The sequence below is a fragment of the Haliscomenobacter sp. genome (assembly GCF_040403615.1).
Classification (GTDB): Bacteria; Bacteroidota; Bacteroidia; order Chitinophagales; family Saprospiraceae; genus Haliscomenobacter.
Genome location: NZ_JBBAKG010000111.1, coordinates 2,986 through 17,836 on the forward strand (window position 1 = coordinate 2,986; position 14,851 = coordinate 17,836).

Genomic DNA, 14,851 nt, shown 5'->3' on the forward strand with positions numbered 1-14,851 from the left:
GCAATGCGCGCAAATTATCCTTAGGAAAAACCAGATGGACCTTGCGCAACCGCGACCCCAACAATTATTTTAACCTGGAATGGAGCATGAACCCCCTCAAGCTTACCTTGGAAGCAGGAAATTCAACCATCGATTTTATTAACAAGTATGGGTCAATGGCGGCTAGTCCAACTGGGCCAGAATTGAAATACAACGTGGTGCTTTTTTCTGGTGGGGATGGTTCTTTAAACAATGGATTTCGCCAAAGGCAATCCTTTGATACGGTCAGTTGCGTCACTTCTTTGTACAATTATGGAACCAATTCCTCCAACGTGGTAAAGATGCTGAATGTCAATTACGCCTTTCAGATCAATGCACGAGACACTTTTACCATTGGGGAGCTGATCGTTCCTGACGTTTGTACGGGGATGGTGGAGCTTCGATCGGCAGGTACTGGCGGACAAGCGTTTTTGAAATCCAATAAAGATTTAACCACTCAACGCCTGATGATCCAGGACATCAACCGGATTGGTGTCGGTACCGCTACTGCCAACAAGTCGATTGACCTTGGCAACAATCAAGGCTGGACGATCAATGAAATTGCAGGCAGAGACTTATATTGGGTGGGAAAAGGCGGCAATGGCGATTGGTTTGATCCCGTCAATTGGTCTTTGAGCAGTGGTGGCCCTGGAGGAGAATGCATTCCCACGGCCAAAGACAATGTCTTTTTTGATGCCAATTCGTTCAATGGCCCCAATCAACGCGTAAACAATTACAATCGGTTTACGTATTGCAAAAACATGTCCTGGACTGGCGTTACCAACAACCCCATCTTCAGCATGTGGATTCTGAACGCTTTTGGGTCGGTTGATTTACCGACCAAAACGGCTGGCTCGTCGATTTCAGAAATCTCTTTCCGCTCCCCCGAAAAAGACCGCATGATCCAAACTCGAGGATTCGATTTGTTCAACGTTTTTTTCAAAGGAAGTGGGTCCTGGATTTTGAAAGATACGCTTAGTGCCTATTACATTAGCCTCCAAACTGGTGAATTCAACTCCAACGACAAACCTGTCACCACAAATTATGTCTACTTGTCCCATTATGATTTCAGCATTCAATCTTTAAAAATGGGGAAAAGCCATTGGCGGATCAACGGCAATGGATCTTTGGCGGCCTTTAATTTTAATTTTTATGTAGGCCCCAATGCCAAAATTGATGCAGGTATGTCGCTGCTGGAATTCACCAATACCTTGCCTGTATTTGTCACTTATGCAGATACCAAGTTGTACAATGTTTTGTTTTCCAATGCAGAAGGTACCTCAACCATTCGAAGCTATTACGAACCGCTCAATTCCAATATCCCAGCTAAAACCAGCACCTTTAACCTGGTTGAAATCCGCAACAATGGCATTATTTTGGGGAAAAATGTGATTGATTCCCTAATTTTTACAGCAGGTAAATCCTATGATTTGGATGCCGCGCAAGCACAAACGGTGAATAAATACTTTCAGGTCATCGGCAACAATTGCAGTCCCATCGAATTGCGCTCTACGGTTGCAGGCCAAAAAGCCATAGTCAATATGAATGGCGGTAAAGTAGTGGGCGATTTCATTCAAATGCGCGATCAACGTGGTGTAGGCACTACGAAATTCTTTGCCGGAGCCAACAGTACCAACATCGGCAACAGCAATCAAAACTGGATTTTTGATTCCCCCGTAGATTATGTAGATGAGGGGATTTTGGGCAAAGATGTCGTCTTGTGCAAAAACAATTCCTTGACCCTGGATGCCAATACCTTCAATGTCAGCGAAAAATACCGCTGGAACGATGGGAGCACCAGTGCTACCTTTAAAGTCAACCAGGCTGGCACCTACAATGTGGCGGTTACCTACGGCAACGGTTGTGTATTGCGCGATACCGTAAAGGTTTTGCCCGCCAAAGATTTTACCCCCAATTTGATCAACGATACCACCCTATGCTCCAATCAAAGCCTGGTGCTCAATGCAGACCTCAAGTTATTGGGCGCAACTTACCGTTGGCAAGACGGCTCAACCAGTGCCAGCATTAAAGTTGTTCAGCCAGGAAAATACAAGGTTACCGTAGAGCTTTCTGGATGTGTCGCAGCAGATTCCACCACGGTGCGCATCATCAGTCCTGCGTCCATCAACTTGGGCAAAGATACCACCATTTGTGATGGCCAATCCTTGTTGTTGGATGCTTCTAAATCGGGCGGACGGAGCTATTTGTGGAGCGACAACTCAACTGCAACAAGTTTGCGGGTACGCACCGCTGGCACATTCTGGGTAGAAGTGAACGACGGCAAGTGCAAAGCCCGTGATTCGATTGCGGTGAAATTACTTCCTCGTTTGGGACTGAACCTTGGGAAAGATTCCATATTCTGCGAAGGAACGGGTTTTGATTTGCGTTCCAATCTTACCAATGCGGGCTACCGCTGGCAGGATGGCAGCAGCAACGCTGCCTTTCGGGCAACCGCTGCGGGCATCTATTGGCTGGAAGCAACCGCCAATGGTTGTACTGAAAGAGACAGTGTCAATCTCCGCGTGCAGGCACTGCCTCGTTTTGAACTTGGTGCTGATACTTCCCTTTGCGAAGGCTTGACCTACAAACTCAAAGGCGTAGTGAGCACTCCAGGCAATGTGGCCTACCGCTGGTCGAATAGCAGTACGACTTCCAGCATCAATTTGCAATCCAGCGGCACCTATACCCTGACAACGACTTTAAACACCTGTACCTTTAGCGACCAGCGCAAACTGAGCTTTAATCCAGGCCCATCGTTTGAATTGGGAGCCAATCGAGGTTTGTGTGTAGGGGAATCTTATACGATGGATTTGGCTACCATCGGGGCAAGCTATCTGTGGAGTACAGGTGCAACCACCAATAAGCTTAGAGTAACCACAACCAATACCTATTTTGTAGATGTAATACAAAATGGCTGTACCAAACGCGATTCGATCTTTATTTCGTTTGCGCCCAGTCCCAAATTCACGCTGGGACGCGATACCACGCTTTGTGCAGGTGAATCGCTAGCCCTGAATGCCACCACCACCAATGCCACCTACCGTTGGAATAACAGCAGTACTACGGCTACCCGCACCCTCACCCAGACCGAAACAGCTTGGGCGGATGTTACCGTGGCTGGCTGTAAAGTACGGGACAGCATCAAGGTGCAATTCATCAACTTGCCGAAAGGACTATTGGGCAAAGACACCACTTTATGCACACGACAAACCCTTAATTTGCAGGTAAATGTACCTGGTGCAAGCATCAGGTGGCAAGACAATTCTACGGCGACCAATTTTCTGGTTTCTCGTGCGGGCTCGTATACAGTGCAAGCCAGTGCGGGCCGTTGTAGCGTGAAGGACACGGTAAACGTAGCCTACAAACCCATCCCGGTATTTTCACTTGGCCCGGATACCATTCTGTGCAACAACGAAACCCTGAGTCTGAATCCTACGGTGGCTGGCGGATTGTACCGCTGGAACGATGGCCAAAGCACTGCCCCCCGACAAATCGCTCAAACCGGGACGTTTTGGCTGGAGGTAAATCTCAATGGATGTTCGATCAGGGACAGTGTTGCGGTGAAGGTGGTTAATCTCCCTCAACGATTGTTGGGCAAAGATACGACCTTATGCGAGGGAGTATCGCTCAAACTCCAGGTGCAAGCTCCAGGGGCGCTATTTTTGTGGCAAGATGGCTCCAGTGCCTCTGCATTTACCGTACAAACTGCGGGTACTTTTTGGGCACAAGCCAAGGCTGGTCGCTGCCAGGTTCGCGATTCGATTGTGGTAGCGTACAATCCACTTCCACGCTTCAATTTGGGGCGTGACACGGTACTTTGTACTGGCGAAAATCTGACCCTGCGTGCCTTCACAGGAGCTGACCAGTTGCGTTGGAATCCGGGGACCAATACCAGCCCAAGCATCACTGTGACCAGTACCGGGGTTTATTCGGCTAGAGCAGTGTTGAAGGGTTGTAGTTTCGCTGATTCCATCAAAGTAGATTTCAAAACGATACCTACCATTGCCCTGGGAAAAGACACCCTGGTCTGCGACAACAAACCTTTCGAATTGAAGCCAGTTGTTGCTGGAAATGTGAAATTGCTGTGGCAAGATGGCAGCATGACGCCAACCTTAAGTGCAACTACTCCGGGTACGTATTGGGTCAAGGCCTTCAACGACCGATGTTTTGCCACCGATTCTCTCGAATTGAGTTTCCGGGAATGCATTTTCTTTCAGGCTTATACGCCCAACGCTTTCTCGCCCAATGGCAACAATACGAATGATGTATTCAGGCCAAACCTGGACAAACGCGTGCAGGTCAAGAGCTACGAATTTCAGGTTTACGACCGCTGGGGCGATCAGGTGTTCCGTTCAACTGATCTGGACGCTGGTTGGGATGGATTCATCAAAGGACAAGCGGCACCACAAGGTGTTTATTTGTACTGGTTCAAAATCGAATATGTGGATGACCTGGGTCCAGGTAGTTCACTCATTCGTGGGGAGGTGAATTTGTTGCGATAAGAGGGACGTAGAGACGCGATTCATCGCGTCTCTGTTAATATGTAGAGACGCGATTCGTCGCGTCTCTACAGCATTACTGAATGATCACCTTTTTGGTCATTTGTTCTATACCAGATGTGATGCGCAAAAAATAAATACCCGCACTCAATTGACCATTTTCATGCAAGGAAAAACCCGCTTGAAATTGACCAGCATCCATTTTCCAGGATTTCAGCACCTTGCCTTGCACATTCATTAAGTCAAACTGAAGCTGGGGGTGCGACTGGGTGATTTCCAAATTCAAGAGGTTCGACGCCTGAGAAACCGGGTTTGGAAAAACGTTGACGGCGGCATCTGGCAAGCCAGCAATGCCATCTCGGGTTGGCGTTGCCGTACGGCTGAAGTAGGCTTCGCCAAAAGCAAACGCTGCTTTTCCAATTTTTTCTCCAATCAATCGGCCTGGAATATCGTCGGCAGGAGGGTGGATGCCCCCCCAGATGCGGGAAAGACTGGATTGATCAGAGGCATCGCGGTAGGTGGCCCACTGTAATTTTATATCCACGCTGGGGCCTTTTTCAAATTTGAGGTATTTGTTTTTGGGCGCTAAAAATTCGCCCATTCCTCCCGGAAAATAAGGATCTCCGGTCAGCATAGTCAAGACTTCTGCACCCGTTCTGGAAAAAGTTGAATGGCCAGAAATTAGCCCTGCAAAGGGAGGCGAAACAAAAGTAGGCCGCTGATAAGGCCACCAGTCTTCTGCCAAAATCCAATTCACTCCAGCGTCGGTTGTTTCAGGGTTGGTGATGTAATTTGGCCCCTTCCAAGCGAGGATTTTAACTTTACCGAGGTCTTTGGCCTTCGCCCAGGTAAGGGTATCTTTGAGTTGTACCGTTTCAATCAAGCCTGGTACCAACTGTATGCCTTGTGGAGAAAAATAGGGCAGTTTTTTATCGCTTGACTGGCCTTTAGTGGCCATATAGCGGATGGCGCTGATGGGGCGAACGTAGTCGTACCAGCCTTTGATTCCCCAGGCTGAAATCGCCGCATCATGCAAGGCTCCACCCAAAATGAAATAAGTTTTTACATCCCATTCCAAAGGTTCCAGCTCGTTGCCTTGCCCCTTAAAACGCCGCTTAAATGCTGGATGATCTGCTACATAATTCACGAGTGTAAACCAGTGTCCAGGAGGGGTTTCTGAAGTTGGTCCATCTGCCCAGTACTCTGCCAATACCCGGGTATAATCTCCTCTTGGAACCATTTGAGGTGCATAGGGTTTGCCGGTGGTCGGATTGATGGCATGGCCTTTTTGCGTCACGCCACCTTCTGATTGTTTGTAAAAAGCTTTAAATTCTTCAAAAGTACGCGGCAACGTACCTGTATTGCCGATGGTTGCAGGGGAAATATCCCACATCAGGCCATCCAGTGGATCAAGATGTGCAGACCAACAGGATACCAGATTGAAATTCCATTTGTAGGCGTCACTAGTGCCAGTTCCATCAGCATTCAAATAAGGTGGTGGGCCTGGATCGTAGTAAACTGGATAAGAATTGTTGTCTCGATTGTACACGATCAAATCCTTGGTGCTGAGTGAAAAAGGCGTAACACGGCCCCATTCAGGAGAAAGAAAAGCCGGAGTGTTGATGGGCAATACATTCCCCGATTGATCAATGAAGACATCCAGCGATAGCTGCTGCCAACGGTTAGGATCATTCATTTGATTGCCGCTAAACTTGGTAACCAGTGGGCTATTCACGGGTTTGTAAAACAGGTTGGCGTATGCGCCTTTTTCGTTGGAACCATCTTGCAATCCGAAGGCAATGATTTGCTCGGCAATGTAATTGCCAAGAGCCGCTGGTGTACCAGAAGCATAATTGCTGGAGGTAAAATTTTTGTCGTAACCCAATTTGAGAAACAAGCTATCGAAGTAAGGAATACTTTTACTCGCTCCAGGAGACCCTTTAAAACGGTGGGTAAGCAAGCGATAAACGGCATAGCTTACCGCTTCATCACGGGCAGTCTGTACGTTTGCTGGTACTTTTACGCCATTGAAAGCACAGTTGTAATTGCCTACTTTTTTACCCAGAAAAAATGTTTGTGCATTTTGATCGTAAGCAGCCCAGGCATCGTACATCGCCACCGCCGTGTGGAACAAATTGCGGGCGTGTACGGTGGGCCGCGCAAAATCAATCCGAATGGCCGTCAACGTGGCTTCATTCCATTTTCGGGCTACCGATTTCTGGGCGGATAGTTCTACGAAAATGGCAAACAGTAGGAAAATTAATGAGAATAGTGTTTTGGTAGAATTGTGCATACTTGAGGTGTTTTAGGAATGAAAGTATTTCAAAATAGTTTCAAAGGCAAACTTATATAAAAAAAGGTCATATAAGTTATGATTTCTTCTTTTAGGAACGGTTATATTTTGGAATGAATAGCCATAACCTGAGGAATTAAGAGGTTTTTCTCATCATTGTTGATTACAAAATCAGCCAAACGCACTTTTTCTGCTTCTGGCATTTGTTTGGAAATCCGCGCTTCTACCTCTTCTCTTTTCGCTCTATCGCGCTCCATCACGCGTTGAATACGCAGTTCCAAAGGAGCGGCAACAACAATGATTTTATCCAAGGTACGGTATGAGCCACTTTCAAAAAGCAGTGCCGCTTCCTTGAGCGTATACGGTGCATTGTGCTGCGCAGCTTGCCAGTTCAGGCCATCCTGGGCTACGGCAGGGTGTACCAGGGCGTTGAGCTGATTCAGTTTTTCTTTGTCGTTGAAAGCGACCTGGGCAATGTGGGCACGATTGAGCAGGTGGGGTTCGAGAAATGCTTCGACGCCAAAAAGCTCGATGATGCCAGCAATCAGCACCGGATCATGGCTCATTAGGTACTTGGCGCGGTCATCGGCGTAATAAACCGGAATCCCCAGGGTTTCAAAAATCTTGCAAACGGTTGTTTTTCCGCTGCCAATCCCGCCTGTGATGCCGAGGTGTTGCATGTCGTCAGAATAGTTGAACAAAAAAAATCAGACATGCTCTTTGCAGTGGGGCAAAATGATCACTTATTTTTTTATCGCCCCTTTGGAGTCATGCGGCTTTGTTTTATCCAAAAATAAACTTTTTTAGTGGATTGTCAAAAATATTTTTCAACTTTGTTTTAAAATGAATTTTTTCCAATAAATCCATTACTTTTACCACAAATCTGACACCGCGCCCCTATGGCTAATTACCGAAAAAATCAATCATCTGGCAGTGGAAACGCAGTAAAAGTCGGCTTATTCGCTGCATTGATTACTGCTCTTGTTGCAGTATACAACTTTTTCACAAAATCAACTCCTCCCAACGATCCCAATACCAACCCAATCACGGAAGAGGTGATCACGCCAAGAGAAGAAATAGAGGACTCAGGCAATTACTTGCCTACTTCTACCACTGGAGCAATTGTTCGCCACAAGTACTACACCCTTTCCTACAGCGAAAACGATGAACAAGCGGAGTGGGTGGCTTATGTACTCACCCGGCAACGCCTGCAAATGGATTGGCAAGACCGTCCTGACTTGTTTGAAACTGATCCCTTGGTCAGAACAGGCTCTGCTACCCTGAGCGATTACCGGGGCTCGGGTTACGATCGGGGGCATTTGGCGCCTGCGGCAGATATGGCCTTCAATACCACCGCCATCACCGAATCTTTTTACCTGAGCAACATCAGCCCTCAGGTGCGCGATTTTAATCACGGCGTGTGGAAAGAACTGGAAGAGTTATCGCGTGATTGGGCCGTCAAGTTCAACAAACTGTACGTTGTGACAGGCCCCTTGTTGAAAGACGGCGGAAAAGGAGAAATTGGCGCCAACAGCGTGACCGTACCCACCGCTTATTATAAGATTTTACTAGATTTGTCTGAAACAAACCCTAAGGCAATTGCGTTTATCGTGCCAAACGAAGTCAGTTATGATCCGCTGTTCAAGTACGTGGTCACTATTGATGAAGTAGAAAAACAGACCGGAATCAATTTTTTTCCCAAACTGATGTCCCGCGATTTGGAACGGGATCTGGAAAGCAACCCCAATTACGACTTGTGGCCTTTCAGCAAAAAGAAATTTGACCTGCGGGTGAATAAGTGGAACAAAGAATAAAAGGGTTTCAGCACAAAATGTCATAAACCTTATAGACCTTAAAAGGTTTTTTTATGTCTAAAAAAGAAAAATTCGTAGAAGAAGTCACCCTGGGCTACACGTTCAAAGGGGCTTCGATACCGCTCGGAGGAGCAGTCCTTGATGGTCAATCGATTCCTGGCCTTACGGTAAGAGCTCCGCTGCGCATGTTCAACCGCCACGGACTAATCAGTGGTGCAACTGGTACTGGAAAAACGAAAAGCTTGCAAGTACTCGCCGAACAGCTTTCTGAAAACGGGGTTCCGGTGTTGTTGATGGACATCAAAGGCGACTTGAGTGGCATTGCCATGCCTGGCGAGCTGAATCCCAAGATTGAGGAGCGCCACCAGAAAATAGGCATTCCGTTTAAATCCGAAGGCAACCCGGTCGAATTTTTCACCCTTTCCCGGGAAAAAGGCGCGCGTTTGCGGGCTACCGTTACCGAATTTGGCCCTGTATTGTTTTCGCGGTTGATGGAGATGTCGGATGCCCAATCGGGCATTCTTTCGGTGATTTACCAATACTGCGACGATAAAAACATCCCCCTGCTCGATCTTGAAGATTTGCGCAAGGTAATTCAATGGGTTACGGGAGAAGGCAAAGCGGAAATCCAAGAGCGCTATGGCACGATGAACACCGTTTCTGCGGGCAACATCCTGCGCAAAGTTGTGGAACTGGAACAGCAAAAAGCCGATGTGTTTTTTGGCGAGCCATCCTTTGAAGTGGATGACCTGTGCCGCAAGGATGCCAACGGGCACGGGATGGTCAACATTGTTCGTTTGACCGATTTACAGGATCGGCCTAAGTTGTTTTCGACGTTTATGATCCAGTTGCTGGCGGAGATATACAGTACCTTTCCAGAAAAAGGCGACCCCGAAAAACCGGAATTGGTCATCTTTATCGATGAAGCACACCTGGTCTTCAACGAAGCGCCCGATGCCTTGTTGGATCAAATCGAAGTCATCATTAAGTTGATTCGTTCCAAAGGGGTAGGGGTGTTCTTTGTGACCCAAAACCCCGTCGATGTGCCCGATATTGTACTGAGCCAGTTGGGCATGAAAATCCAGCACTCCCTGCGTGCCTTTACTGCCAAAGACCGGAAGGCCATCAAGTTGGCTGCCGAAAACTTCCCAATTACCGAGTACTATACTGTGGACGAAACCCTCACCGAACTCGGAACTGGTGAAGCGCTAGTAACTGTACTCAATGAAAAAGGCATCCCTACGCCATTGGTGTACACCATGATGCGGGCACCTCAATCGCGCATGGATGTGTTGACCGATGGCGAGATTGACCGCATCACCATGCGCTCTTCATTGGTGGCCAAGTACGATGAGGTGATTGACCGCGAAAGTGCTGCCGAGATTTTGCAAAAGAAATTGGATTACGTGCGCGAAGCTGAAGTGCAGGATGCCCGGCGCGAAGAACTGGAAAAAGCCAGCAAAGAATCCAGCCGTACCAAGCGTGGCGAAAGAAGCTTTGTAGAAGATATTTTGCGCAGCCCTACCACCAAACAAATTGCGGGTACATTGACCAGAGAGTTGACGCGCGGCCTGTTGTCCGTTTTGGGCATTGGTGGCCGGAGAAGAAGATAGGATTTAACAAAAAATAGATAAGTGAAGGAATGCCGATGCATTCCTTCTTTTTTGGTTTTTATTGGGCAACATATTACTATTCATCACATAAAAATACTGTTATGTTTACCAAAACATTTTCTCCATTGTTATTGGGGTTGGTTCTCAACTCTATATGCCTTCTCAAACTTGGAGCGCAGGAAACCTGGACAAATGGCTACATCATTACAAATTCAGGCGAAAAAAAAGAAGGACAAATTCAGTACGTTTCCGGTAACCACGTCAACGAAATCTGTCATTTCAAGGCCAACAATGCTGCTCAAATTGAAGATTACAAACCTGGTCAAATCCAGGAGTATTATTTTGACCAGGTCAAATGCGCAAGCAAGTCGTTTGCTTTCGACAACAAAAGCAATGTAGTGTTTGCAGAGTGCCTGTTTGAAAGCGTCAACTACGTCTTGTACCGCTACAAAAGGCAGTACATTGTAGAAGACAAAACCTCGAATACTGAGCCTTTTCGATTCGGTTTTCAATCCCGGGAAGGTGAAAATGAAACCCTTGCGCCAAAAGCCAAAAAGGACGACGCCCGTTTGGTGGCTTTGACCCAATCTCTTTTAACAGCTTTGGGTACACCCGTGGAAAAACTGACCAATACCTTACCCAGGGTGGATCGCTTAAAGCAAATCCTGATTGACTACCATGAGGCCAAGAAAATACCCTACCAGGAATATATTGATGTACGCAGTGAGATGAATCTTACTTTCGGATTGGTAGAGGCAATTTTTACCGATGAATCAACAGCAAAAATATTAAGCTCAGACATATTTGAAAAAGGGGAAATTCCTACAGCCTATTCTTTCGGTGCTGCAATTCCTGTGACTTATTCTGCACATCCATCCTATGGTCGAATCTCGGTTTTGGCTTTACCTGGTTTTCGACAAATCACTTATGGATTTTCGCAGCAAGTAAATGCCCGTAAATACAATTATTCGTTCAAAGGGACTATCCTTCAGGTTGCTTTGCTAATGAAATATAACTTGATTCCTTACGGCAACAAGTTACAAGTGAATCTTCAAGCAGGACCAAATATACGCTGGTTGGTTGGAGACAATTCAACAATTAGTGAGACTTACCGAAATTCTAGCAGTCGAGATACCTTAACATTCAGGGAAACTTTCTCAATTAAAGGAAATGTGGATATTGACTTATTTACTGGGCTGGAGCTAGGTTATCAATTCAACAATGGCGGTCTTTTATACTTAGGAGTTCGCAATCATTTCAATCCATTTCGACGCACTTTTTATTTTGGAACAAGAGGAGTGGAAACAGTCATTCAGTCGCAACCATTTTCGCTTTTTTTGGGCTACCGGCCCAAGATGAAGTCTGGATTGGAAAAATTGAAATAAAAAAGCACAACAGGTGACTACGTAATGAGTCACCTGTTGCACAGTGGGTTTTACTTATTCAGCAAAACCATTTTTTGCGTAGCTGTAAAATCTGCTGTTTCTAAAGTATAGTAAAGAACTCCGCTGGTGTGAAGGTGCTCCTGTTTGAGGATCACCTGGTTGTTGCCTTTGGAATAATTTCCTTTTACTTTGTAAAGCATTGCTCCTTTTACATCATGGATGGTCAACACCGCTGAAGTTGCATTGGGCAAGTAAAAATCGATGGCGGTTTGGTCAACGAATGGGTTAGGTTTGTTTTGGTACAAGACAGCTTTGTCGCTGAAAGTTGCATCACTAACCATTAGTTTCACATCCATCAATTCATCTTGTACATTGTAAGCTTCTTGCGGAGTCAGTCGGCTATTGATCTTCAGAATCTGGCTCAAGGCGATGTTTGATTCTGCTTTCAGCATCAAGGTAAAAAGCACATCGTCACCACTTGTTTTGCTGATGGCGGTACTGGTTTGAGGTGACCGTACAAAGCTTGTGGTAATCTGGCCAGTCTGCGGAAAGAACCCAAAATGTTCCGCTTTCATTGTACCATTGTATTCGATGTTTTCAATTTTTGCCTGTGCTGGATCCACTTGCAAGGTAAACTGGTATCCTTGGATTTTGTCCAAATCCTTGGCTCGAATGCTCACCGCGTAGCGTTGTCCGGTTTTCATCGCTTGTTCTTCAGTTTGAAGATTCAATGCTTTGTTTCCGCGAACTTCGCTGTTTGCCACATTACTTACGATGGCACTGCTATTGATGTCACCCATCTTGATGGCGATGAAATTAGCCTGAACTTTGCCTGCAAGGTCGTTCACGTTGACAACCTCTGGGAATGTCTCAGCCCATGGGTTGGTAGGATCCGGGAACTTGTAGGCTGCATCCACAAAACGCCAGCTAGTTACATTGTTGAAACGCTGATCAATGTTGAGGATCAACTTGCGGATCTGAATCAGGTCCAGAGTAGAAATCGTCTTGGAGTTGTTGACATCAGCTGCAATCAAGCGATATGGATTGGTGATGGTCTGCGCACCCAAGATGTGTTTCTGCAAAAGAACCAAGTCAAAAGTAGTTACACCATTCAAGTGATCCTTGTCCAATTGTGCAGCTATGGTAAAGTCATTTCCAAGTTGCAATTGGGTGAAATTGAAGATACCGTTGGTGCTGCTGGTTTGATTCATTTGAGCACTTCCACTTACTTCAATTTTTACACCATTCACAGGCTCGGTGTCGTCGGTAGTAATGATACCGCTAATCTCTCCAGTAGTCACATTGGTTGAAGTAGGACATACTTTACGGTTGTCTTGAACTTCGATGAAGGTTACACAGAAGTCGTCGTTGCCGGCTTCATCCCAGGCGTGCAATTCAACCAATACTACTTTGCCTTTGTCTGTACAAGTCAGGTTGACGCTGGTCTTGTTTTTGTCTTTTGCCTCGCCGACGCGATTCAAAGAGTACTTTGTAACCAGTTTCAATCCATCCTTGGTTTCAGGGCCTTGTCCATTGCAATCGTAAATTTTAGAAGCAACAAAGTCGGTTGCCCAAACGGTCATCATACCGCTTCCGTTGCCATCAGGCATCAGGTCGGTGCTCAAACCATTGATACAGATTGGTGCAGGAGCTTTGCAATCTTTGATTACAAATGGAATCCGGGTTGGCAAACTTAAGTTTCCACATTCATCCCGACCAACCACAATCAGGTCATGGGTACCTTCTGGCAAATTGCTCACTTTAATCTCAAACTTACCGTTGCCCAAATCTTTGGTGCTCCAGCTAGGAGTAGAGAAGGTGATCATTTTGCTTGCGTCCAAAGTTTGGTTGGGTGCAATCATAAGGGATTGGCGTTCCAATTCTACTTTGTCGGTGCAATTGTCTTTGATAGATACCACCTTGGTGATGTTCGCGGTGCATGCTGTAGGATTTGTGCAGAAGGTATCTTTTACCCCGGTCACAACTGGACGCTCATTGTCGTATACTTTGATGATCTGGGTATACATGAAGCTGTGGTAGTATTCCTTAGACGCTTCGCACAATGCAGGGAAGAATCGTTCATCATCAGCATTTTTCGGAATTAAATCTTTTGACAGATAAAATTCTTCATTTAGGTTACGGTTTTCGTCGCGAACCAATACGTAAATAGGGGCTTTGCCATAGTTGCTAAACGTAGCACGATTTACAACGTATACATTGCCAATGGCCATTGGGTCACCACAACGATCGTCGTATACACACCAATTGATTACGGTATAGGTACGGAAAATTTTGTAACACTCATTGTCTGAAGCATCGTAACGCTTGTCCGAAACATTTACTGCCAGGATATCACAAGACAATTCATCTGTCAATACTGAATCCACGATAGGTGTCTTACAGTCTGAAGTTGCATCTTTGGGGAAGCAAATGTTGTACTCGTGAATTGCGCGAATGTAGATCCGTTGCTTACAAGTAATCGTGATCGGGCCTTTGACCGTTTGCTTGGTCAATTTCCAAATGCGATCAATGTAACCGGCACCACACTTCAGGTTTTTCTCTGTCGTGTAAACGGTATCCAATGCTGCACAATCATTTCCACCCGTGATGGTTACATCTCCGAATACCAAAGCTGATGCTTTCTTGCTGTCAATTTTTTCCAGGTTTTTGTCATCACAATCGATGGTAAAGTCCCATGGTGCAGCACAAGTAGGCGCAACTTTGTCTTCGATCAATAGCTCATCCCAGCAGAAGTTGGTGTTGCCATAGATGTCAGATCCCCACAATTCAACAGTAACCAATGCAGTCAAATCGCAGCAGAAGAATTCTACGATGTCTTGCAGAGGAGTCATCAATTTGCCACCTTTCAGTACGAAAGTTTCACCGAAGTCAGCCAAATCGCCGTCGCCGTTGATGTCAAAACCGTCCGCTTTGGTCCAGTCGCCATCTGCAGGAAGAGGATCCAATTTGCCGTTGCCGTTGGTGTCGTATCCTTTGCCAATGAAGCTAGCTGTACATGCTTCTGGAACGTTGCGACGTACTTTGATCCAAGCCAACTTACAGTTGTCCCATGAGCCTTCGTCGATGTCTTTTGCAGATACCTGAGCATATCCAGTGGTGTAACCATTGCCATTGCTCAAAGAGACATTCAATTGGTCATCACACTTCATTACAGGTGCAATCTTGTCTTTCACTTCGAAATCGAAAGTGTAATCGCTGGCATTGTAAC

Annotated in this window: 7 protein-coding genes; 4 read left to right on the forward strand and 3 right to left on the reverse strand. The window is 46.2% G+C overall.

Annotated elements, in window-relative coordinates; all coding sequences use genetic code 11:
- Nucleotides 1-41: 41 nt before the first annotated feature.
- Complete coding sequence (locus ABW391_RS24410) at nt 42-4,520, forward strand: T9SS type B sorting domain-containing protein (protein WP_353484520.1); 4,479 nt, start codon at nt 42-44, stop codon at nt 4,518-4,520.
- Between the two features lie 73 nt (nt 4,521-4,593).
- Here the strand turns inward: ABW391_RS24410 and ABW391_RS24415 are convergent, their stop codons facing one another.
- On the reverse strand, nt 4,594-6,810 hold the full coding sequence (locus ABW391_RS24415) for a DUF6851 domain-containing protein (protein ID WP_353484521.1): 2,217 nt from the start codon (nt 6,808-6,810) through the stop codon (nt 4,594-4,596).
- A gap of 101 nt (nt 6,811-6,911) precedes the next feature.
- Entirely contained in the window at nt 6,912-7,490 is a 579-nt protein-coding gene (gene coaE / locus ABW391_RS24420; RefSeq protein WP_353484522.1) for a dephospho-CoA kinase, read from the reverse strand.
- Between the two features lie 219 nt (nt 7,491-7,709).
- Between coaE and ABW391_RS24425 the strand changes: the two genes are divergently transcribed.
- From ABW391_RS24425 to ABW391_RS24435, 3 genes are all read left to right on the forward strand, one after another.
- A complete protein-coding gene (locus ABW391_RS24425) occupies nt 7,710-8,624 on the forward strand; it encodes a DNA/RNA non-specific endonuclease (protein WP_353484523.1) in 915 nt (304 codons plus the stop codon).
- Nucleotides 8,625-8,677: 53 nt separating this feature from the next.
- The gene (locus ABW391_RS24430; RefSeq protein WP_353484524.1) at nt 8,678-10,237 is read left to right on the forward strand and encodes a helicase HerA-like domain-containing protein; all 1,560 of its coding nucleotides are present in this window, start codon (nt 8,678-8,680) and stop codon (nt 10,235-10,237) included.
- Nucleotides 10,238-10,338: 101 nt separating this feature from the next.
- Nucleotides 10,339-11,622, forward strand: a complete 1,284-nt coding sequence (locus ABW391_RS24435; protein ID WP_353484525.1) for a hypothetical protein — start codon at nt 10,339-10,341, stop codon at nt 11,620-11,622.
- Between the two features lie 50 nt (nt 11,623-11,672).
- On the opposite strand, the gene ABW391_RS24440 is transcribed toward ABW391_RS24435, so the two are convergent.
- A partial coding sequence (locus tag ABW391_RS24440; RefSeq protein ID WP_353484526.1) for a T9SS type A sorting domain-containing protein occupies nt 11,673-14,851 on the reverse strand: 3,179 nt, incomplete at its 5' end.